We start from the raw sequence: 21,667 nt of genomic DNA, 5'->3' as shown, positions 1-21,667 counted from the left end.
CCCCGCGACGTACCCTGAGATGGTGACCGCATTAGCCCAGTTGCCTGCGGACTTCCAGAGCGCTCTGCGCTCGCTGCGCGCCGCCGTCGGCCGCTCCGAGTTGCGGCTCGAGGAGATCCCGGCGCCCGCCCGGCTCGCGCCGTACGCCGTCGCACTTGAAGCCGAGGTGCTCGACGCCGTGATCCGTTCGCGCGCCCCGGAGCGCGCCGCAGCCGCCCCGGACTCCGGAGAGCTGGCCACGGGGCGATTCATCCTGCTCCACGACCCCGAACCGCCGGCGGTGTGGCAGGGCACGTTCCGCATCGTCACGTACATTCGGGCCCGCCTCGAGCCGGAGATGGCCGAGGATTCGCTCTTGGGCTCCGTCGCGTGGACGTGGCTCGTCGAGGCACTCGAGAAGCACGGAGCCGACTACACCGCGGCGGGAGGAACGGCCACCCGCGTGCTCTCCGAGAGCTTCGGCACGCTCGCGGGGCGCCGCGAATCCATCGACATCGAGCTCAGGGCGTCGTGGACGCCCGCGAGTCCCGCCGTCCGATCGCACCTCGAGGCCTGGGCGGACATGGTCTGCACGTTCGCAGGCGTTCCGCCCCTCCCCGAGGGCGTCGCACCGCTGCCTCGCCGCCGGGCGTGATGGGCGGCGGGCGTAGACTCAGGGAATCATGACCGCACAGTCACAGGACGCCGCTCAAGCCGGTTCGGAGCCCGGCCCCACCGAAGCTACCCTCTCACCGACCCCTGACGCGAACGACGGCGGGACGGCCCACCTCCACGTCGAGGGATTCGCCGAACCTGTTCCCGCGGTCATTGAGCTCGACGCGCCGCGCGACGGCGTGCCGCTCGTCATCGAGACACCTGAAGGCCTCGAGCGCGCCGCGCGCGCCATCGCGGCCGGCACGGGCCCCGCTGGCGTCGACGCCGAGCGCGCGTCCGGGTTCCGATACGGCCAGCGCGCTTTCCTCGTCCAGATACGACGCGAAGGCGCCGGGACGTGGCTCATCGACCCCGAGCCGTTCGAGGACCTCGCGGTCCTGGGCGAGGCGCTCCGCGGCGTCGAGTGGGTGCTGCACGCCTCCACCCAGGACCTTCCGTGCCTCGCCGAGCTCGGCATGTGGCCCGACCGGCTCTTCGACACCGAGCTCGCCGCGCGCCTCGCGGGGCTCCCCCGCGTGGGCCTCGCCGCGGTCGTCGAGCAGCTTCTGGGCTTCGGCCTCGCCAAGGAGCACTCGGCGGCGGACTGGTCCACGCGCCCGCTCCCGGAGCCGTGGCTCCGCTACGCGGCCCTCGACGTCGAGGTGCTCGTGGAGCTCCGGGACGAGCTCGCCGAACTCCTCGCAGCCCAGGGCAAGCTCGAGCTCGCCGAGGAGGAGTTCAACGGGATCCTCGCGGCTGGGCTGCCGGAGCCCAAGCCGGACCCCTGGCGCCGGACATCCGGCGTCCACCAGATCCGCAACCGCCGGCAGCTCGCGGCGGTGCGCGAGCTCTGGACCGAACGCGACGCGCTCGCCCGGAAGCGGGACATCGCCCCGGGGAAGCTCATCCCGGACTCGGCGGTGGTCGCCGTCGCCCGCGCCATGCCGACCACGGTGCCGCAGCTCATCGCCACGAAGGGCTTCCACGGCCGGGCCGCCCAACGGGAGGCTCCCCGCTGGCTCCGCGCCGTCTCGACCGCGCGGAACCTGCCGGACGACGACCTGCCGCCCCTCCACCTGCCGACCAACGCGCCCCCGCCGCCGCGCGTGTGGGACGACCGGGATCCCGAAGCCGCCGCGAGGCTGCACACGGTGAGGCCGCGGGTCGCGGAGCTCGCGGAGCAGCTCGGAATGCCGACCGAGAACCTCCTGACGCCCGATCACCTGCGCCGGATTGCATGGCGGCCGCCCGAGGAGCTCACCGCCGAGTCGCTGGCCGACGCGCTGCGGGAGCTCGGGGCGCGCGAGTGGCAGATCGAGCGCGTCCTCGGCACCGTCCTCGACGCGTTCGAGCACCCTGAGCCCCTCCCGGCGCGCAAGAAGGCGGCTGCGTCCGAGCACTGACCTGTGGCAGGGTGGGCATTGCCAGCTAAGTTACTCGTCAGTAACATGTTGGCTGAGGGCGGTCCTGCCCTCGGACCGAGTGACCCTACCCACCCCACCCCACACCGCAGGAGCTGCCCATGGCCTCGAGCAGGCACATCCGGGACGTCGTCTTTGTCGATGGCGTCAGAACACCCTTCGGCAAGGCCGGCGAGAAGGGCATGTGCCACGGCACGCGAGCGGACGACCTCGTGGTCAAGGCGATCCGCGAGCTGCTGCGCCGCAACCCGTCGCTTCCGGCCGAGCGCGTCGACGAAGTGTCGATCGCGGCAACGACGCAGACGGGCGACCAAGGCCTCACGATCGGGCGCAGCGCGGCGCTCCTGGCCGGACTCCCCCGCACGGTTCCCGGCTTCGCGATCGACCGCATGTGCGCCGGTGCCATGACAGCGGTGACGACGACAGCGAGCGGCATCGGCGTCGGCGCCTACGACGTCGTCATCGCCGGTGGCGTCGAGCACATGGGCAACCACCCGATGGGCCAGGGCACCGACCCGAATCCGCGATTCCTGTCGGAGCGCCTCGTCGACCCGACTGCCCTCAACATGGGCAACACGGCCGAGAACCTCCACGACCGCTTCCCCGCCATCACGAAGGAGCGGGCGGATCGCTACGCGGTCGCGTCCCAGGCCAAGCTCGCGGCCGCATATGCCGCGGACCGGATCCAGCCGGACCTCGTCCCGGTCTCGACCCATCGCCCGGGCGAGGGCTTCGGCCTCGCGACGGCCGACGAGCCGCCCCGGCCCGGCACCACGATGGAGGACCTCGCCGCGCTCCGGACCCCGTTCCGCCCCCACGGAAACGTCACAGCCGGCAACGCCGCCGGGCTCAACGACGGCGCGACGGCGTGCCTCCTGACGTCCGCGGAGACTGCCGAGGAGCTCGGGCTCACCCCGCGCATGCGCCTCGTTGCTTTCGCGTTCGCGGGCGTCGAGCCCGAGGTCATGGGCATCGGGCCCGTCCCGGCCACGGAGAAGGCCCTCGCGAAGGCGGGCCTGTCGATCGAGGACATCGGGCTCTTCGAGATCAACGAGGCATTCGCGGTTCAGGTGTTGAGCTTCCTCGACCACTTCGGGATCTCCGACGACGACCCGCGCGTCAACCGCTACGGCGGGGCGATCGCCGTCGGCCACCCCCTCGCCTCATCGGGGGTGCGCCTCATGACCCAGCTCGCGCGCCAGTTCGCCGAGGACCCGAGCGTGCGCTACGGCATGACGACGATGTGCATCGGACTCGGCATGGGCGGAACCGTCATCTGGGAGAACCCGAACCACCCCGACTACCGGAAGGGCGAATGACGTGACCGCCTCGCTTTTCGACCAGTTCGCCGATCTCGTCGCCGAGGTCCCCGACGAGATCGTCACCCACTCCCTCGTGAAGGACGTCGTCCTGCCCGGAGCGGGCGGCGAGATGGGTGCCACGATCGCGCTCATCACCCTCGACAACGGCCTCGACCACACGAAGCCCACGACCCTCGGACCCAACACGCTCGTTGAACTCGGGCGCACGCTTGAGGGCCTGCGGGAGCGCGCGCGGGACGGGGAGATCCAGGCCGTCGCGGTGACGGGCAAGCCCTACTTCCTCGTCGCGGGCGCCGACCTCACCACGGTCAAGAAGCTGCGCAAGCCGGAGCACGGCGCCCAGATGGCCCGCCTCGGGCACGCGGCCTACGACCTGCTCGCGGACCTCGGGGTGCCGACGTTCGCCTTCATCAACGGCGTGGCGTTGGGCGGCGGGCTCGAGATCGCGCTCGCCTGCACGTACCGCACCGTCTCGAGCGGCGCGAACGGGCTGGGCCTCCCCGAGGCGTTCATCGGCCTCGTGCCCGGCTGGGGCGGCGTGTACCGCCTCCCGCGCCTTACGGGCCCGGAGGCGGGGCTCAAGATCATGATCGAGAACCCGCTCAGCAACAACCGGACCATCGGCGGCCAGGAGGCGTTCTCCCTCGGGATCGCGGACGCACTCTTCGAGCCGGCCGACTTCCTCGAGCAGTCCCTCGCCTGGGCGGGCGGCGTGCTCGCGGGCCGCACCGCCGTCGAACGTCCGCACGCCGTCGATCCTTCCGCGGACGCGGCGGTGGGCGAGCGCTGGGACGCTGCGGCGAAGGCCGCGCGCGCCCTCGTCGCCGCGAAGACCGGCGACGCCGCGCCCGCGCCGGGGAAGGTGCTCGACGTGTTCGAGGCGGGCAAGCTCGCGACCCAGGAGGAATCGGCCGAGCTCGAGGTCGAGGCACTCACTCACCTCATGCAGACCCCGCAGTTCCGCGACACGGTCTACGCGTTCCTCGACCTCGTCCAGCGGCGGGCCAAGCGCCCGGCCGGTGCACCGGACGCGAAGCTCGCGCGACCCGTGACCAAGGTCGGCGTGGTCGGCGCGGGCCTCATGGCGAGCCAGCTCGCGCTCCTCTTTGCACGCCAGCTCAAGGTGCCCGTGGTGATGACGGACATCGACCAAGCCCGAGTCGACAAGGGCGTGGCCCACGTCCACGGCGAGATCGAGAAGCTCTTCGCGAAGGGACGCCTCTCCGCAGGGGCCGCCAACCGGACGAAGGCCCTCGTCAGCGGCTCGGTCTCGAAGGACGCGTTCGCGGACGCCGACTTCGTCATCGAGGCAGTTTTCGAGGAGCTCTCGGTCAAGAAGCAGGTCTTTGCCGAGGTCGAGGCCGTCGTCTCGCCCGAATGCATCCTCGCCACCAACACGTCCTCGCTCTCGGTCACGGCGATGGCCGAGGGCCTTGAGCATCCCGAGCGCGTGGTGGGCTTCCACTTCTTCAATCCCGTTGCGGTCATGCCGCTCGTCGAGGTTGTCCGGGCGCCCGAAACGGACGACGCCGTCCTCGCGACCGCGTTCGTGCTCGCCAAGTCGCTCCGAAAGACCGCCGTCCTCGTCAAGGACGCCGCCGCGTTCGTGGTGAACCGCGTCCTGCTCCGGCTCATGGGCGAGGTCACGGCGACGTTCGACGAGGGCACCCCGGCCGAGGTCGCGGACACGGCCCTCAAGCCGCTGGGCCTGCCCATGACGCCGTTCACTCTCGCGGCCATGGTCGGGCTGCCCGTCGCGCAGCACGTCTCCGAGTCGCTCCACGCGGCGTTCGGGGACCGCTTCCACGTTTCGGCCAACCAGCAGGCGCTCATCGACGCCGGCATCAAGGGCCTCTGGGCCCCCACGCCGGACGGCGGCCAGGAGGTCCCGGCGTCGACGCTCGAGCTCCTCACGTTCGGCGACGCGCCGTCGACGGCGGAGCAGGTGCTCACGCGCGCCGAGGACGCGCTCGCCGAGGAGATCGGGCTGCTCCTCGCAGAGGGGGTCGTGGCGGGTCCGGAGGACGTGGACCTGTGCATGATCCTCGGTGCCGGGTGGCCCATGCACCTGGGCGGCATCACGCCGTACCTCGACCGGGTCGGCGCGTCCGAACGGGTCACGGGACGCAAGTTCCACGCGGACGCCTGAGTGGCCAGAGACCCCGCAACCTGAGGGACGCGACCCCACAACCTGAGGGACGGGACCCCACAACGTTGCGGGGTCCCGTCCGCCCCGTTGCGGGGTCCCGTCCGCCCCGTTGCGGGGTCCTTGGTCAGGGCCGGGGCTCGCCGAATCCGTGGCGCAGGAAGTCGCCCATGCGGGGATTGAGTCCGTAGAGCGCATCCGCCTCGCTGCGGCATGCAAAGAGCAGGGCCCCGCCCCACGCGCTCCGCACGATCGCGCCGTCGAACGCCCAGTGCATCGCGACGCGCAGGCCCCCGGCCACGACGTCGAACCGCTCCGCGAGCACGGACCGTCCCGCCAGCAGGTCGATGCCCTCTGCGGGTCGCCGCCGGATCTCGGCGGGCGCCGCGGGGAACTCGGGGCGTGCCTCGTCCACGCGCCGATAGCTCGTGCTGCGCTCGCCGGATCCGGCCAGACGGGAGAGGAGCAGGAACTCGCCGCTCGCTGGCAGCGTATCGACGCCGAGTCCGGCCCCAGCGCGGTCCGCCGATGCGCGCAGCCCGCCGGGCTCCTGGCGGTAGCGGAGCCGGCTCCATGTCTCCCGATTGTCGGAGAGCCAGACCTCAGACTCGGACGCGAGCGGAGCGCCGACGCCGTCGTCGAACGCGATGCGGGTCGACAGAAGCTCGCCGTCGAAGCGCCGAACCGCGGCACCGCGCCGGACGCCAGCCACCCAGAAGCTCTCCCACAGCTCCCATGCCGACTCCACTGTTCCTCCTGACGGCCGCCCACCGGGAGTGGCCCCAGCGTTCGACCTTACCGGACGAATCCGCGCCCCCGCGCGGGTCACGCCTCCGCGAAGCGCCCGCGCTCGAGGGCCAGGACGCGATGCGCGCGGCGCCGAGCCCACGCGTGGTCGTGCGTGGAAAGGACGACGGCGGAGCCCGCCCGAGCCGCATCCGTCACCGCGGCGTCGAGGCGGCCGAGCGCGCGCCCGTCGAGCCCCACGGTCGGCTCGTCGAGCAGCAGCACCGTGGGCCGGCGCGCAAGGACCGTGGCGAGCGCCACGAGACGCTGTTCCGACGAGGAGAGCTCGTAGGGGTGCACGTCGGCCTGCCGCGCGAGCCCCACCGCGTCGAGCGCTTCAAGCGCCCTCGCCCTCGCCGCATCGCGGGCGAGGCCCAATGCGGCGAGGCCGAAGGAGACCTCGCGGAGGGCCGTCCGCTCGAAGAGCTGATCGCGCGGATCCTGGAAGAGGGTCCCGACCGTCGCCGCCACGCGCCCTGCGGGAACGCCCGCGATGTCGGTGCCACCGATCCGGACGGTGCCCGAGAGCGGCCGCGCGAGCCCAGCGAAGTGGCGCAGGGCCGTGGACTTGCCGGCGCCGTTCGGTCCCGTCAGCGCGATGACCTCGCCGGGGCCGGCCGTCAGGCACGCGCCGTCCAGCACGGGGCGTGCGGCATGTCCGCGGGCCAGGGCATACGCGAACGTCACGCGGTCGAGCTCGGCCAGCGGGCGGGAACCCTGGCCCCCAGGGGCCTGAGCCGCCGGGCCATCCGTCGGTCCGGTCGCCTCCCGGCCCGCGCTAGCGACCCCCGACGCGGCGAACGCCGATGACGCGAGCACCTCGTCCGGCGTGCCCTCGGCGGCGGAGGTACCGCCGTCGAGCAGGAGGCACCGATCCGCGCGCCGAACCAAGGCGTCGACGGCCGCCGCGAACATCACGACCGCCGCGCCATCCCGGCGGAGCCCGTCGACGAGCTCGGCAAGCGCCTCGGCGCCGTCGGCGTCGAGCGAGGCCGACGGCTCGTCAAGCACGACGACGTCGGGCCGCTCCACGAGCGCGCAGCCGAGGGCGAGTCGGCGCTGCTCGCCGCCCGAGAGCCGGCCGGGATGCCGCTCCAGGAGCTCCCCGAGGCCCACCGCGCGGGCCGCCCGCACGACGCGCTCGCGCATCGCGCCCCGCTCTACCCCGCGCTGTTCGAGCGAGAACGCAAGCTCCTCCCCCACGCTCGCGGCAGCACCGGTGAGAAGATCGCCGGGCCGCTGGGGCACGTAGGCGACCCGCTGGCCCCACGCTCCAAGCCGCAGCCGGGGATCGTCGCGACTCCCCGAGAACTCGAGCCGCCCGCCTGGCCCGTCCGGCCCCGGAGCGAGCTCCAGTGTCCCCTCGAACCGCGCGTGGCCGCCTTGAAGCGCCCACCCGGCGACGATCTTCGCGAGAGTCGACTTGCCGCTCCCGGACGCGCCGAGCGCGGCGACCAGCGAGCCCGGCTCGAGCGCAAGGCGCACGTCGCGCACGGCAGGCGGCCCGACGTCGTCGTACGCGAAGCGGCGCACGTGCGCCGTCAGGACCGGCGTCATCGCCCGCCCCCGAGCACACCCGCGACCGCGGGCACCATCACGGAGACGACGACGGCGAGGCTCGCCACCGCGAGGACCCAGCGCAGCGCGCGCTGGGCGCGCGAATCTGGCTCGTCGACGTACGACGTCCGGCGGCCCGGCAGAGCCTGGCCGCGGGCCTCGAGCGCCGGGGCCCGCTCGCCGGCCTCGTCGACAAGCTGGAGGACGAGCGGAACCACCTGCAGCCGCGCCGCGACGATACGGCCTGGGAGGCTCTGCCGCACAACGAGCCCGCGAGCCTCCTGCGCCTCACGGATCCGCTCGAGGCGTTCCGCGACGGTCGAGGCGAGGCCGAGGGCGGTCGAGAGCACGTACCCGAGCTGAGCCGGCACGCCGCGCCGAACGAGCGCGGCCCGGAGCACCGGCACCTCGACCCATGTCGAGAAGGCAAGCATGACGACGACGAGGGCGGCCGTGCGCAGGACGATCCCGCCAGCGTAGGCGAGGCCTTCCGCCGTGACCCGCGCCGGGCCGAATGCGGCGAGGACGGTCCGGCCCTCCGGGAAGAACAGCCCGTGGATCGCGAGGGCCCACAGCGCAAAGGGCACGACGACGACGAGCGCCGCGGTGACGGCCTTCCCGAGCACCCGCCCCGCCGCGGCGGCGCCGAGGGACGCCGCGAGCACGGCGAGCCACACCGCCCAGTCCGCCCACGCGAGGCACGCGACGGCCCCCGAACCTGCGAGGGCCAGGCCTGTCAGCGGATTCAGGCGCCGCCGCTGCGGGCCGCCGTCGGGGGTCTGGCCGTCGGGGGTCCCGCCGGAGGTCTGGCCGTCAGGGGTCTGGCCGTCGGAGGTCTGGCCGCCGGGGATCCCGCCGTCGTCCGGCTCGGGATGATGCGAGGGAAGCTCAGGCAGCCGGAGCCGCCTTGCTGTCCGCCGGCTCCCCCGTGCGCTTGGCGCCCGCGAGGACGCGGTACCGGCGCACGAACTCGAAGCGCTGCGTGCTGCGCCGCGGGAGCGCGTACGCCAAGGCCGCGGCGACGGAGAACGTCACGAGCTTGTCAGGGAGATCCGAGGTGAAGGCGCCGGTCGTGACCGACTGGACGAGCCCCTCGCCGGCCGCACGGAAGAGGGCGATGATGGCACCTGTCGCGCCCGTCGCCGTGCCGCCGAAGACGATCACCGCGATGGGCGCCGCGATGGCGGCCGCGACGAAGCCCGTCACGAGTCCCGCGATCGGCACGAGGTAGAAGCGGCGGACGATCCCGAGGCGCGCGGAGAGACCCGCGAGGGCGCCGATGGCCGCGGCACCCGCGGCGAACGGCAGGACCGAGGGGTTGAAGAACGACCAGACGAGGTTGCTCAGCAGCCCGGTCGTGGCGCCGGCCGAGGGCCCCGCGAGGTAGCCCACGAGAACGGTGCCGATGGAGTCGAGGTAGATCGGGACGAGCGTGCTCCCGACGAACTGGCCGAGCACGATGTTGAGCACGAGCGCCACGGGGATGAGCGCAAGCGTCGTGGTCGGCAGCGTCGGAAGGATGCCGGCAAAGAGCAGCACCATGGCGAGGCCGAAGCCGACGAGCGCCACGAGGGCCGACGAGGCGGAGGGTCCGTTCACGACGTCGGCGGGCTCGGAGACGATGAGGAACGCGTAGGTCGCGACGACGGCCGCGACGCCGAGGATCGTGAGGAAGGTCCTCAAGGGCGAACGGCGGGGCGCATCAACCGTGAGCTGATGTGACATGGCTGGCGATGTCCTTCGATGTGGGAAGGCCTTTGATGGCGGCCTTCGATGCTGCGGATGGACTGGGTTCCGCCTCATGTCACCTCGGCGGAGGCCCTCGTAGGGCCGGTTGCGAGTCTAGCCGAGGCGTCGCGCGAGCGCCCCGACCGAACTGACGAACTCGGCGAACGCCGCGGCCGGCTCGTTCTCGCTCACGATGCGCGCGTTCGGGGCCTCCCCCCAGAGCCCGCGGAAGTCCGCGACCGTGGTCCCCACGAGCCTCGGCGCCTCGGTCTCGACGTGGACCGTCGCCGTCCGCGTCGCGAACCGGGTGGTCCCGGCAGCGACGGTCGCCGCGAAGTAGTCGTGGACGTGGGCCACGTAGCCCTGGTCGTACAGCCGGTGGAATTCGAAGTAGAAGCGCAGCATGTCGCTCACGTGCCGCACGAGCCCGTTCCGCGCGCGGCTGCGCAGGCCCCCGGCGTCGCCCGGGCGCACGAGTTCGGGCTCGTTGCAACCGGCCGCCTCCGCGAGCGCGGCCAGGTGCTCGGGATGCATCTCGATGCGCTCGGTCGTCTCGAGCGCGCACACGATCGGCAGCCGGTCCTCGGGCTGCCCGGCGAACGCCGCGAAGACCTCGGCCGCTGCGTGCGGGTCCACGTGGGTGTTCCATTCGGCAGTCGGCGTCGTGTTGCCCTGATAGAAGAACGCACCGCCCATGATCACGACTCCCTTGAGCAGTTCGGGCAGCCGTGGCTCGGCCCGCAGCGCGAGCGCGAAGTTCGTCAGGGGCGCCGTGAGGAGCGCGGTCAGCTCGCCCGGGCGCGAGCGCGCGGCCTCGATCCAGAGGTCGACGGCGTCGCTCGGCTCGAGCGTGCGACGGGCCTGTGGGAGCTCGGCGTAGCCGATGCCTTGCGGCCCATGCGTGTCCGGCGTCGTGACGAGGGGGACGCGCAACGGCGCCCGCGCCCCGACGGCGACCGGAACGTCCGGCCGGCCGCACAGCTCGAGAAGCGCAAGGTTGTTGCGTGCCACCTGGTCCGCGTCGACGTTGCCCGGCGTGCTCGTCACCGCGACGAGCTCGACGTGCGGCTGGCTGCACAGGTAGATCAGGGCGAGCGCGTCGTCGATGCCCGTGTCGCAGTCGAGGAGAAGCGACACGGGCTCACGGCGCGGCTCATGCAGCACCGGCCTCGCGGCGGGGTTGAGCGAGGTGGTCACGGCAGCGCGCTCAGAACAGGGCGACCTTGGGCGTCCGCGGGAAGATCTCGTCGAGCTCGGCGAGGTCCTCGGCGCTCGGCTGCCACGAGGCGGCCTCGGCGTTCTCGCGGATCTGCTCGGGGCGCGTCGCGCCCGCGATGACGCTTCCGACCGACGGCTGCGCGGCGAGCCACGAGAACGCGACCTGGAGCTCGGTGAGACCGCGCTCCTCCGCGAAGGCCGAGAAGCGGTCGAGCTGGTCCCAGTCGGCGTCGTGGACGAGGTTGGTGCGCGAGTGCGAGAGCCGCGAGCCCTCCGGCGCGGTCCCCCGCGAGTACTTGCCCGTGAGCAGGCCATTCGCGAGCGGGAAGTACGGGAGCACGCCCAGGCCGTAGGCCTCGGCCGCTTCCGTGACCTCGAGCTCTGCGCGGCGGTCCAGGAGGTTGTAGTGGTTCTGGCTCGAGACGAACGGCGTGTAGCCGCCCATCCGCGCCACGAATTCGGCCTCGGCGATCTGCCAGCCGCTGCGGTTCGAGTGGCCCACGTACCGGACCTTGCCCTCGTGCACGAGGTCGTCGAGCGCGGCGAGCGTCTCCTCGATGGGCGTGAGCGGATCGGGGGTGTGGAACTGGTACAGGTCGATCCAGTCGGTGTCGAGGCGCCGCAGCGAGGCCTCGACGGCCTGACGGATATACCGGCGCGAGCCGCGCGCGCCGAAGTCGTTGCCGTTCGCGCCGCGCATGTCCATGCCGAACTTCGTGGCCACCACGACATCGTCGCGGCGCCCCTTGAGCGCTTGGCCGAGCATCTGCTCGCTCAGGCCGGGGGTCTTGCCGTAGACGTCGGCGACGTCGAAGAGCGTGATCCCCGCTTCGATTGCGGCGTGGACCACGGCGTTGGTCCCTTCCTGGGACTCCGTGGGGGTGTTCGCACGGCCGAGGTTGTTGCACCCGAGGCCGACGGTGGACACGGTCAGCCCGGAATGGCCCAGGCGGCGGTAATCAGTCATACGGCCAGCCTACTCGCGGGGTGGGGGCCAGCCGGCGCGGCCGGGAGCGGGCCAACCCAGTCAGAGCGTGAAGCTGCGCACTCCCGACGGCGCGTGCTTGAGCTTGAACGCATCGGGCGCGTCCGGCCCCGCGACCGCGATCGAGAGCTTCGTGAAGTCACTCGTCGCCTCCCGCAGGCACGACTTGACGGCGGCCACGGCCTTGTTGGCGTCGACGCAGCGCGTGAAGATCGTGAGGCGGCCGCCGCCGATCTCGCTCCCCTCGACCGTCCCAAGCCCGCGCCACGCGAGGTGCGCTGAAAGGGCCCCCACGGCCTGGCGCTCGAGGAACCGGTCGCGCTCCGTGCCGTCCTGGGACTTGAGGGCGAACTGCGCCACGACGCGGTGCTGCTCCGCGTCCGGAATCTCCGCGTAGCCGTCCTCTCCGCACTGGGCAGCGAAGGCGGCGAGGAGCGCCTCGGCGGCGGCAGCGTCGACGTCGTCCGTGGCCTCCGTCGTCGAGACGTGGCCCACGGTGCCGTGGTTGACCACGAACTGGTCCGCGTCGTCGTCGTGCCAGGCCTCCCTGAATTCCAAGGTGCCGTCGTCGCCGCGGCGGTAGACGCGCAGGAAGCTCATTCGTGGTCCTCTCTCGCGGCCTCGCGTCCGCGGGCCAGCCATTCCTCGGCGACACCGCCGAACGGGCCATAGCCCTCCGTCACGGCCGCCACAAGGCGGCCGCATTCGTCCCGGACGGCTGCCACGAGCCATTCCGGGTAGTCCATGCTCGCGCCATGCTCCTCGAACTCGTCCTCGTCGTCCACGAAGACGCCGTTCACGGCCGAGCGGATGACGTCGAGATCCATGTCGACCATGTGGAACTCGACAGCGCCGCGGCCGTCCGACGCCGACCCCCGGATGCGATGCCATTCAAGGTCCCACGCGAGGTCCACGTAGACGCGGAACTCCCCCGGATTCGCGTCGTCGTAGAAGGTCGCCGCGTAGGCCCCTTCGCGCGGCACGAACAGCACCGCGTCCGTGCGGGTGTGCAGCGCCATGCCGGGGCGCGAGATGAACTCGCCGCTGCCCTGGTAGATCCACCAGCCGTGCTCGTCCTCGCCGAGGGCGACGCCGGGCACGACCCAATGGGCCGCGCCGTTCCACTTGCGGTTGCGGGCGACGACGAGATCCCCCACGCGCGGGAGGTCGGCCTCGGTGGGCGCCGCCGTGCGACTCGGTACCGACCGGGCCGACGCAGGCTGGCTCACAGTTGCGGGAGGCTTCCCGTGCGCGGCGCCGTCTGCCCGGGCAGGGGCCGCGCGAACGGGACCTTCGTGCCGAGGACCTGCGCGACGATGTCGTGCGTGACCTGCTGGGCCGTCAGCCCGATCCTGGCGAGCACCTCGGACCGCGTGCCGTGGTCGAGGAACTCGACCGGCAGGCCCACCTCGTTGAGCGCCGTGTCGACGCCCGCCGCCCGCATCTCCTGACGGATCCGCGAGCCGACGCCGCCAGCGCGGACGCCGTCCTCGAGGCAGACGACGATCCGATGGTCGGCCGCGAGGCGGATGACGCTCTTCGGCACAGGCAAGACCCAGCGCGGGTCCACAACCGTCGAGCTGATGCCCTGGTGGTCGAGGCGCTCCGCGATGTCGAGCGCCAGATCGCTCATCGCGCCCACCGCGACGAGCAGGACGTCGGCTCCGGGCTGGCCGGGAGCCCGCGCCCCCGTGCGGCGCAGCACGTCGACGCCGTCGGCGAGCCGCTCCGACGCCTCGGTCTCGCGGCCCACGTTGCCCTTCGAGAACCGCACCACGGTCGGTGCGTCGGAGACGGCGACGGCCTCGCGGAGCTCTTCCCGGAGGCGGGTCGCGTCGCGGGGCGCCGCGAGGTGGAGGCCGGGCACGCTCTGGACCAGCGCCATGTCCCACTGCCCATGGTGGCTCGCGCCGTCGGGCCCGGTCACGCCCGCGCGGTCGAGGACGATCGTCACGCCGGCCTTGTGCAGCGCGACGTCCATGAGGAGCTGGTCGTACGCGCGGTTGAGGAACGTGGAGTACACGGCGACGACAGGGTGCAGGCCGCCGAACGCCATGCCGGCCGCGCTCGTCATGGCGTGCTGCTCCGCGATGCCGACGTCGAAGACGCGGTCGGGATGCCGGGCGGCGAACTTGTGCAGGCCCACCGGGATCAGCATCGCGCCGGTGATGCCCACGACGTCGGGACGCTCGTCCGCGATCGCCGCGATCTCCTCGGCGAAGACGCTCGTCCACGACGCAGCCCCGGCGGCGGCCACGGGCTCCCCGGTGACGGGATCGATCACGCCGACCGCGTGGAACTGGTCCTCTTCGTTGGCGCGCGCCGGCGCGTAGCCGCGGCCCTTCTCCGTGATCGCGTGGACGATGACGGGGCCCGCGAAGTGCTTGGCGGTGGTCAGGGCGTTCTCGAGCGCGCGCTCGTCGTGCCCGTCCACGGGACCGATGTACTTGAGGCCGAGGTCCTCGAACATGCCCTGGGGCGCCCACCAGTCCTTGGCGCCCTTCTTCGCGGCGTGGAGGCCCTTGTACGCGAAACGGCCCACGGGGCCGCCCTCCTGGAGGCGCTTCTTCCAGAACGCGAGCGTTCCCTCGTACACCGCTGCCGTGCGCACGGCGTCGATCGCGGGGCGCAGGGAGGCGAGGTAGTCTGCGAAGCCGCCGACCGTCGGCGCATACGAGCGGCCGTTGTCGTTGACCACGATGACCACGCGGCGGTCCTTGTCAGCGGCAATGTTGTTGAGCGCCTCCCAGGCCATGCCGCCCGTGAGCGCGCCGTCGCCCACCACGACCACCGTGGAGCGGTCGCCCTGACCCGTCAGCTTGCGCGCCTTGGAGATGCCGTCGGCCCACGAGAGGGAGGACGAAGCGTGCGAGGACTCGACGATGTCGTGCTCGCTCTCGGCGCGCGACGGGTAGCCCGACAGGCCGCCCTGCTGGCGCAGCGTCGAGAAGTCCTGCCGCCCGGTGACGAGCTTGTGGACGTACGACTGGTGCCCCGTGTCGAAGACGATGCTGTCGCGTGGCGAGTCGAAGACGCGGTGGATCGCGAGCGTCAGCTCGACGACACCGAGGTTAGGGCCCAGATGCCCCCCGGTCTGCGCGACGTTGCGGATGAGGAACCGGCGGATCTCTTCTGCCAGATCCGTCAGCTCCTGGGATGTGAGGCGGTCGAGGTCCTGCGGTCCCCGGATGCTCTCCAGAATGCCCAACGGCGGCTCCTTGCTCGAAACGTGCTCAACCCACTGTAGCGCCTTGCCCCCGCGCAGCCCGGATCGGGCTGGGACGCGCGAGGGCCCCCACCGATGCGGTGGGGGCCCTCGCAGACTCCGCTGGCCGTGGCTCCGGCCCGCGCAGCTAGTGCGTCACTTCGCGGAGATCTGGCGCAGCACGTACTGCAGGATTCCGCCGTTGCGGTAGTAGTCCGCCTCGCCTGGCGTGTCGATGCGCACGACGGCGTCGAAGGACTTCGCGCTGCCGTCCTCCGCCTTCGCGGTCACCTTGACGGTCTCCGGCGTGGTGCCCTCGTTGAGCGCCGTGATCCCCTGGAAGGAGAACACCTCGTTGCCCGTGAGGCCGATCGTCCCGGCGGACTCGCCGGCGGGGAACTGGAGCGGCAGGACGCCCATGCCGATGAGGTTCGAGCGGTGGATTCGCTCGTAGCTCTCGGCGATGACGGCCTTGACGCCCAGCAGCGCGGTGCCCTTCGCGGCCCAGTCACGGGACGAACCGGAGCCGTACTCCTTGCCGGCCAGAACCACGAGCGGCGTGCCAGCCGCCTGGTAGTTCATCGCGGCGTCGTAGACATAGGCCTGCGGCGCGCCGTCCTGCGTGAAGTCCTTCGTGAACCCGCCCTCGACGCCGTCGAGCAGCTGGTTCTTGATGCGGATGTTCGCGAAGGTGCCGCGGATCATGACCTCGTGGTTGCCGCGGCGCGAGCCGTAGGAGTTGAAGTCTTTCCGCTCGACGCCGTGGGCGAGGAGGTACTGGCCCGCCGGCGTCTCCGACTTGAAGGAGCCGGCCGGGGAGATGTGGTCCGTCGTGACGGAGTCACCGAGCTTGAGCAGCACGCGCGCGCCCTCGATGTCCGTGACCGCGTCCGGCTGGGCCTTCATGCCCTCGAAGTACGGGGGCTTGCGGACGTAGGTCGAGTCGTCGCTCCATTCGAACGTCGAGCCGGTCGGCGTCGGGAGCGACTTCCAGCGCTCGTCGCCGTCGAAGATCGTCGCGTAGGACTTCGTGAACATGTCCTGGTCGATCGAGGCGTCCATGACCTGCTGGACCTCGGTCGGGTTCGGCCAGATGTCCTTCAGGAACACGTCGTTGCCGTCCTGGTCCTGGCCGAGGGGCTCCGACTCGAAGTCGAAGTCCATCGTGCCGGCGAGGGCGTAGGCGATAACGAGCGGCGGCGACGCGAGGTAGTTCATCTTCACGTCAGGGTTGATGCGGCCCTCGAAGTTGCGGTTGCCCGAGAGGACCGACGTGACCGAGAGGTCGTGGGCCTGGACGGCCTCCGAGATCTCCGTCTCGAGCGGGCCCGAGTTGCCGATGCACGTCGTGCAGCCGTAGCCCACCGTGTAGAAGCCGAGCTTCTCGAGGTAAGGCACCAGGCCCGACTTGTCGTAGTAGTCGGTGACGACCTTCGAGCCCGGCGCAACCGAGGTCTTGACCCACGGCTTCGACGCAAGGCCCTTCTCGACGGCGTTGCGGGCCAGGATCGCCGCAGCGAGCATCACCGACGGGTTGGACGTGTTGGTGCAGGACGTGATCGAGGCGATCGAGACCGCGCCGTGGTCGAGCTCGAACTCGCGGCCGTCCGACATCTTGACCTGAACCGGCTGCGACGGGCGCCCGAACGCACCGCTCGCGGCCGACTCGATCGGGTTCTGGAGCCGGGCCGTCTCGTGGGCATAGCTGTCAGCCTGAGTCGTGGAGGGAGCGTCCGAGGCCGGGAAGGACTCGTCGATCGACTCGTCGACCGTGCCGTCCACGACGTGTCCGTCGCCGACCTCGACGTAGTTGTGCAGGTCCTTGCGGAACTGCTCCTTCGCGTCGGAGAGCTCGATGCGGTCCTGCGGGCGCTTCGGGCCGGAGATCGACGGGACCACCGTCGAGAGGTCCAGCTCGAGGTACTCGGAGAAGCGCGGCTCGTGGGAGGCGTCGTGCCAGAGGCCCTGTTCCTTCGTGTACGCCTCTACGAGCGCGAGGTTCTCCTCGGAACGTCCCGTGAGACGCAGGTAGTCGAGCGTGACCTGATCGATCGGGAAGATCGCGGCGGTCGAGCCGAACTCGGGGCTCATATTGCCGATCGTCGCGCGGTTCGCGAGCGGAACCTCCGCGACGCCGTCGCCGTAGAACTCGACGAACTTGCCCACCACGCCGTGCTTGCGGAGCATCTCGGTGATCGTGAGGACGACGTCCGTCGCGGTCGCGCCGGCGGGGATCGAGCCGGAGAGCTTGAAGCCCACGACGCGCGGAATGAGCATCGAGACGGGCTGGCCCAGCATCGCGGCCTCGGCCTCGATGCCGCCGACGCCCCAGCCGAGGACGCCGAGGCCGTTGACCATGGTCGTGTGCGAGTCGGTGCCCACGAGCGTGTCGGGGTAGGCGCGGAGGACCTTGCCGTCCGGCGTCTCGACCTCACGCGTCATGATCGTGCGGGCCAGGTACTCGATGTTGACCTGGTGCACGATGCCCATGCCCGGCGGGACGACCTTGAAGTCCTCGAACGCCGTCTGGCCCCAGCGGAGGAACTGGTACCGCTCGCCGTTGCGCTGGTACTCGATCTCCATGTTCCGCTCGATCGCGCCGGCGTTGCCGAACACGTCGATCTGCACCGAGTGGTCGATCACAAGCTCGGCCGGAGCCAGCGGGTTGACGCGCTCAGGGTCGCCGCCGAGGTCCTTGATGGCCTCGCGCATCGTCGCGAGGTCGACCACGCAGGGAACACCCGTGAAGTCCTGCATGATGACGCGGGCCGGCGTGAACTGGATCTCCGTGCTCGGCTGGGCATTCTGATCCCAGCCAGCCAGAGCGCGCACGTGATCAGCGGTGATGTTGGCACCGTCCTCGGTGCGGAGAAGGTTCTCAAGGAGAACCTTGAGGCTGAACGGGAGGGACTCCGAGCCCTCCACCGCGCTCAGTCGGAAAATTTCGTAATCGGTGCCGCCGACGTTCAGTACGCCCTTGGATCCGAAGCTGTCCACAGTGCTCAATGCACCACTCCTCTCGCAACACTGCCATCTTTGCCGCGCGGAAGTGCCGTTGCTAGTTAGGTAAGCCTTAGCTAGCTTGCATCGTGCGCGGTCTGGCTCCCTGCGCCACTGCCCATCCTAGTTCGAGGGATCCCTACCCGCGCAGGCCGACCCGTCACATGCGCTCCAGCCCAGTTCTCTTGGCGCGGGCTCAAGCGCCGGGCGTCAGCAGCGCGACCGTTCGCACCCATCCCCACCCTGATCGGGGCGGGCTCAGGCGCCGGGCGTCAGCAGCGCGACCGTTCGCACCCATCCCCACCCTGATCGGGGCGGGCTCAGGCGCCGGGCGTCAGCAGCGCGACCGTTTCCACATGGTGCGTATGCGGGTACAAGTCGAACGCGCGCAGCCACTCGAGGGACCACCCCGCCTCGCGGAACCAGCCAAGATCCCGCGCAAAGGACGCGGGATCGCACGCGACGTAGGCGACGGCCCGCGGCGCGGCGGCCACAAGCTGGCGCACCACCTCGCGCCCGGCGCCGGCGCGCGGAGGGTCGAGGACGACGGCGTCGAAGCTCGCCCCAGCGTGCTGTCGCAGCACGCGCTCGACGCGGCCCTGGACGACGTCGACGTGCCGCTCGCGCTTGAAGGTGCGGCGGGCGTCGCGGCTCGTCCCGGGAGACCCCTCGACGGAGAGGACGGATCCCGACTGGCCGACGATCGAAGCGAGCGGTGCCGTGAACAGGCCCGCCCCAGCGTAGAGGTCGGCCGCAGAGCCGCCCTCCCCCAGCACGGGACGCACCGCGTCGAGGACCGCGGCCATGAGCGTCTCGGGGGCACGCCGGTGGATCTGCCAGAACCCCTCGCCCGTCACGGTGTAGTGGAACCCTCCGGCCTCCTCGGCGACCGAGCCGCGGCCGCGGAGCGTGAGGGGCGCGCCGCCCGTCGGGTCGACGACGCTCACGGAGGCGTCGCCGTCGATCGCGTCGAGAAGCTCGCGCAGGCGGTTCGACGGGACGTCTTCCGAGAGCGTGAGGACTACGAGCGGCGTGGTCCCGGAGGCGGGCGCGGCGACCTCGACCCGCGCGACGCCCGACAGGTCGGCGTCCCAGAGCCCCAGGCGCTCGATTCCATCGACGGCGAGCGGCATGTCCTGCACCGGGACGGTCGCCTCCGAGCGATGGGCGTGCATCGCGAGGCGTCCGGAGGCGTCCACCGCGAAGCTGCACCGCGTCCGCCAGTGGAGGCCGTCGTCGTCCGCGGCGTGCCCCGAGCCCTCGCCGCGGCCGGCGGTCGGGCCGGCGTCCCCGACCGGGACAGCCTCGACCTCTACCTCAAGCTCGAGGTGCGCGAGCCGCGTGAGCTGCTCGCGCACCACAGCGGCCTTGAGGCGGCGCTGCTCGGCGAGCTCGATGTGGCCGAACTCGGCGCCGCCCACGGGGACCGTGCCCGCGGCGTACGCGGCAGGCGAGTCCGCGGGCGCCCAGAAATGCGGCCGCCGCGCGGGCGAGGGCCCGAGCACCTCGACCACGTCGGCGCGCCAGAAGCGCTTGCCCTCATCGGACTCCGTGAGGCGGGCGCGGACGAGTTCGCCCGGGATGCCGTGGCGCACGAAGATGACCCGGCCTTCATGCCGGGCCACCGTGTGGCCGCCGTGGGCGATCGGGCCGAGCCTGAGCTCGAGTGCGCCGCTCACAGCTCCTGCAGCTTCCGCGCGTCCTCGGACGACTTGAGCTGCCACGGGACGCTCGCCACCATGACGCCGGGCTCGAAGTGCAGGCGCGCCTTGATGCGCAGCGCCGTCTGGTTGTGCACAAGCTGCTCCCACCACTTGCCGACCACGTATTCCGGGATGTACACGACGATGAGGTCCCGCGGCGACTCGCGGCGCATCCCGTCGATGTAATCGAGGAGCGGCGTGACCGTCTCTCGGTAGGGGCTTGCGAGCACGGTGAGCGGCACCGGGATGTCGAGCTTCTGCCAGTCCTCGACGGTCTGCGCGGTCTCCTCGGGGCTGATGTCCACGGTCACCGCATCGAGCCGGGACGGTCGGGACGCCCGCGCGTACGCGAGCGCCCGCAGCACGGGCTTGCGCACGTGGGAGACGAGGAGGACCGCGTGCACGCGGCTCGGCAGGGCCCGGGCCGAGGCGTCGTCGCCGACCGCGAGCTCGCGCGCCACGTTGGCGTAGTGCGCGTGGATGCTCCACATGATGAGGAACAGGACGAACATCGCGAGGATCGCGATCCACGCACCGTGCTCGAACTTCGTGATGAGGACGATCACGAGCACGGTCGCCGTCATCCCGAAGCCGATCGAGTTGACTACGCGCGAGCGCATAATGCGCTGGCGGGTCTGGCGGTCCTTGACCCGCTGGAGCTCGCGCGTCCAGTGCCGGATCATCCCGAGCTGGCTCGCGGTGAACGAGACGAAGACGCCCACGATGTAGAGCTGGATGAGCTTCGTGACGTCCGCGTCGAACGCGATGATGAGCACGAGCGCCCCGGCGGCGAGCAGGATCACGCCGTTGCTGAACGCCAGCCGGTCGCCGCGCGTGCGCAGCTGGCGCGGGAGGTAGCCGTCCTGGGCGAGGATCGACCCGAGGATCGGGAAGCCGTTGAACGCCGTATTGGACGCGAACACGAGGATCACGCCCGTCGCGGCGACGACGATGTAGAAGGCAATGCTTCCGCTTCCGAACACAGCGTCCGCGATCTGGCCGATCGCCGGAGTCTGCACATAGTCGGCCGGGAGCGGCTGGCCGTTCTGCAGAAGCTCGCTCGTGGGGTCCTGCGCGAGGTGAACGTGCGTCGCGTTGGCGAGGAACAGGATGCCCGCGAGCATCCCGGCGGCGACGGTGCCGAGCAGAAGCAGCGTCTTCGCTGCGTTCGAGCTCTTGGGCGGCCGGAAGTTCGGCACGCCGTTGCTGATCGCCTCGACGCCGGTGAGTGCCGCGGCGCCCGAGGAGAAGGCGCGGAGCAGCAGGAATCCGCCCGCGAGGCCAACGAGACCCGAGTTGAACTCGGAGGACGGCACGATCTGGAACCCCGCACTCGCTGCGGGATGCAGGTTGCCCGTGAGGAACTGGACGAGCCCCACGAGCGTCATGCCGATGATCGAGACCATGAAGATGTATGTCGGGGCGGCGAAGACCGTGCCAGCCTCCTTGACGCCGCGCAGGTTGACGAGGGCGAGGACCAGGACGCCGACGACGGCGATGACCGCCTGCTTCCCCTCGAAGGCGGGGATCGCGGTCGTGAGGTAGTTTGCCGCCGACGACATCGACACCGCCACCGTGAGCACGTAGTCCACGAGGAGGGCCGACGCGACCGTGAGGCCCGCGAACCGCCCAAGGTTCGTGGTCGCGATCTCGTAGTCGCCGCCGCCCGAAGGGTACGCGTGGACGTTCTGCCGATACGACGCGACGACCGTCAGGAGGACGAGCATCACCGCGATGCCCACCCACGGCGACAGTGCCACCGCGCCCACACCCGCGAGGGCGAGCGTGAGAAGGATCTCATCCGGGGCATACGCGACGGAGGAGAGCGCATCCGAGGCAAAGATCGGCAGCGCGATCCGCTTCGGAAGGAGCGTGTGGCTCAACTTGTCGTTGCGGAAAGGGCGTCCGACGAGCACCCGTTTGACCGCGTTGAGTATCTGCAGCACCCTGACACGGTATGCGC

16 protein-coding genes are annotated in these 21,667 nt (G+C 71.3%); 4 read left to right on the top strand and 12 right to left on the bottom strand.

Annotated features, from left to right (window positions below):
• Positions 1 to 19 precede the first annotated feature (19 nt).
• From E6A26_RS05480 to E6A26_RS05465, 4 genes are all read left to right on the top strand, one after another.
• On the top strand, positions 20 to 634 hold the full coding sequence (locus E6A26_RS05480; protein WP_136610187.1) for a DUF3000 domain-containing protein: 615 nt from the start codon (positions 20 to 22) through the stop codon (positions 632 to 634).
• Positions 635 to 662: 28 nt separating this feature from the next.
• Positions 663 to 2,036 carry a ribonuclease D gene (locus E6A26_RS05475; RefSeq protein WP_136610186.1) on the top strand — a complete coding sequence of 458 codons (1,374 nt, stop codon included), beginning with the start codon at positions 663 to 665 and terminating at the stop codon, positions 2,034 to 2,036.
• 119 nt (positions 2,037 to 2,155) lie between these two features.
• Positions 2,156 to 3,373 carry a thiolase family protein gene (locus E6A26_RS05470; RefSeq protein ID WP_136610185.1) on the top strand — a complete coding sequence of 406 codons (1,218 nt, stop codon included), beginning with the start codon at positions 2,156 to 2,158 and terminating at the stop codon, positions 3,371 to 3,373.
• 1 nt (position 3,374) lies between these two features.
• On the top strand, positions 3,375 to 5,525 hold the full coding sequence (locus E6A26_RS05465) for a 3-hydroxyacyl-CoA dehydrogenase NAD-binding domain-containing protein (protein ID WP_136610184.1): 2,151 nt from the start codon (positions 3,375 to 3,377) through the stop codon (positions 5,523 to 5,525).
• 124 nt (positions 5,526 to 5,649) lie between these two features.
• On the opposite strand, the gene E6A26_RS05460 is transcribed toward E6A26_RS05465, so the two are convergent.
• From E6A26_RS05460 to E6A26_RS05405, 12 genes are all read right to left on the bottom strand, one after another.
• A complete protein-coding gene (locus E6A26_RS05460) occupies positions 5,650 to 6,270 on the bottom strand; it encodes a hypothetical protein (protein ID WP_136610183.1) in 621 nt (206 codons plus the stop codon).
• Positions 6,271 to 6,347: 77 nt separating this feature from the next.
• Positions 6,348 to 7,865 (bottom strand): ABC transporter ATP-binding protein, encoded by a 1,518-nt coding sequence (locus tag E6A26_RS05455; RefSeq protein WP_136610182.1) that lies wholly within the window; start codon positions 7,863 to 7,865, stop codon positions 6,348 to 6,350.
• Complete coding sequence (locus E6A26_RS05450) at positions 7,862 to 8,596, bottom strand: energy-coupling factor transporter transmembrane component T family protein (protein ID WP_268815214.1); 735 nt, start codon at positions 8,594 to 8,596, stop codon at positions 7,862 to 7,864. Before E6A26_RS05450 ends, E6A26_RS05455 begins: the two co-directional genes overlap by 4 nt.
• Positions 8,597 to 8,753: 157 nt before the next feature.
• A complete protein-coding gene (locus E6A26_RS05445; protein ID WP_136610180.1) occupies positions 8,754 to 9,590 on the bottom strand; it encodes an ECF transporter S component in 837 nt (278 codons plus the stop codon).
• Between the two features lie 117 nt (positions 9,591 to 9,707).
• Entirely contained in the window at positions 9,708 to 10,730 is a 1,023-nt protein-coding gene (locus tag E6A26_RS05440; RefSeq protein WP_136610272.1) for a nucleoside hydrolase, read from the bottom strand.
• Between the two features lie 70 nt (positions 10,731 to 10,800).
• Positions 10,801 to 11,778, bottom strand: coding sequence for an aldo/keto reductase (locus E6A26_RS05435; protein ID WP_136610179.1), 978 nt, complete (start codon positions 11,776 to 11,778; stop codon positions 10,801 to 10,803).
• Positions 11,779 to 11,838: 60 nt separating this feature from the next.
• Positions 11,839 to 12,396, bottom strand: a complete 558-nt coding sequence (locus tag E6A26_RS05430; RefSeq protein ID WP_136610178.1) for a hypothetical protein — start codon at positions 12,394 to 12,396, stop codon at positions 11,839 to 11,841.
• A complete protein-coding gene (locus E6A26_RS05425) occupies positions 12,393 to 13,025 on the bottom strand; it encodes a DUF402 domain-containing protein (protein ID WP_136610177.1) in 633 nt (210 codons plus the stop codon). Before E6A26_RS05425 ends, E6A26_RS05430 begins: the two co-directional genes overlap by 4 nt.
• Complete coding sequence (gene dxs / locus E6A26_RS05420) at positions 13,022 to 15,004, bottom strand: 1-deoxy-D-xylulose-5-phosphate synthase (protein WP_136610176.1); 1,983 nt, start codon at positions 15,002 to 15,004, stop codon at positions 13,022 to 13,024. The genes E6A26_RS05425 and dxs overlap by 4 nt, the downstream gene beginning before the upstream one ends.
• A 153-nt stretch (positions 15,005 to 15,157) precedes the next feature.
• Positions 15,158 to 18,007, bottom strand: a complete 2,850-nt coding sequence (locus tag E6A26_RS05415) for an aconitate hydratase (RefSeq protein WP_136610175.1) — start codon at positions 18,005 to 18,007, stop codon at positions 15,158 to 15,160.
• A 314-nt stretch (positions 18,008 to 18,321) separates the two neighbouring features.
• A complete protein-coding gene (locus tag E6A26_RS05410) occupies positions 18,322 to 19,680 on the bottom strand; it encodes a class I SAM-dependent RNA methyltransferase (RefSeq protein ID WP_234865081.1) in 1,359 nt (452 codons plus the stop codon).
• Positions 19,677 to 21,650, bottom strand: a complete 1,974-nt coding sequence (locus tag E6A26_RS05405) for an APC family permease (RefSeq protein ID WP_136610173.1) — start codon at positions 21,648 to 21,650, stop codon at positions 19,677 to 19,679. Before E6A26_RS05405 ends, E6A26_RS05410 begins: the two co-directional genes overlap by 4 nt.
• Positions 21,651 to 21,667 lie beyond the last annotated feature (17 nt).

It is taken from the genome of Sinomonas albida, from assembly GCF_004919045.1.
Lineage (GTDB): Bacteria > Actinomycetota > Actinomycetes > Actinomycetales > Micrococcaceae > Sinomonas > Sinomonas albida.
This window is presented reverse-complemented; position numbering and strand designations above follow the sequence as displayed.

What these genes read in the sequence shown, in the direction of transcription:
- E6A26_RS05480 (WP_136610187.1), top strand. Translation starts at nt 20, where the DNA reads ATGGTGACCGCATTAGCCCAGTTGCCTGCGGACTTCCAGAGCGCTCTG.
- E6A26_RS05475 (WP_136610186.1), top strand. Translation starts at nt 663, where the DNA reads ATGACCGCACAGTCACAGGACGCCGCTCAAGCCGGTTCGGAGCCCGGC.
- E6A26_RS05470 (WP_136610185.1), top strand. Translation starts at nt 2,156, where the DNA reads ATGGCCTCGAGCAGGCACATCCGGGACGTCGTCTTTGTCGATGGCGTC.
- E6A26_RS05455 (WP_136610182.1), bottom strand. Translation starts at nt 7,865, where the DNA reads ATGACGCCGGTCCTGACGGCGCACGTGCGCCGCTTCGCGTACGACGAC.
- E6A26_RS05445 (WP_136610180.1), bottom strand. Translation starts at nt 9,590, where the DNA reads ATGTCACATCAGCTCACGGTTGATGCGCCCCGCCGTTCGCCCTTGAGG.
- E6A26_RS05435 (WP_136610179.1), bottom strand. Translation starts at nt 11,778, where the DNA reads ATGACTGATTACCGCCGCCTGGGCCATTCCGGGCTGACCGTGTCCACC.
- E6A26_RS05430 (WP_136610178.1), bottom strand. Translation starts at nt 12,396, where the DNA reads ATGAGCTTCCTGCGCGTCTACCGCCGCGGCGACGACGGCACCTTGGAA.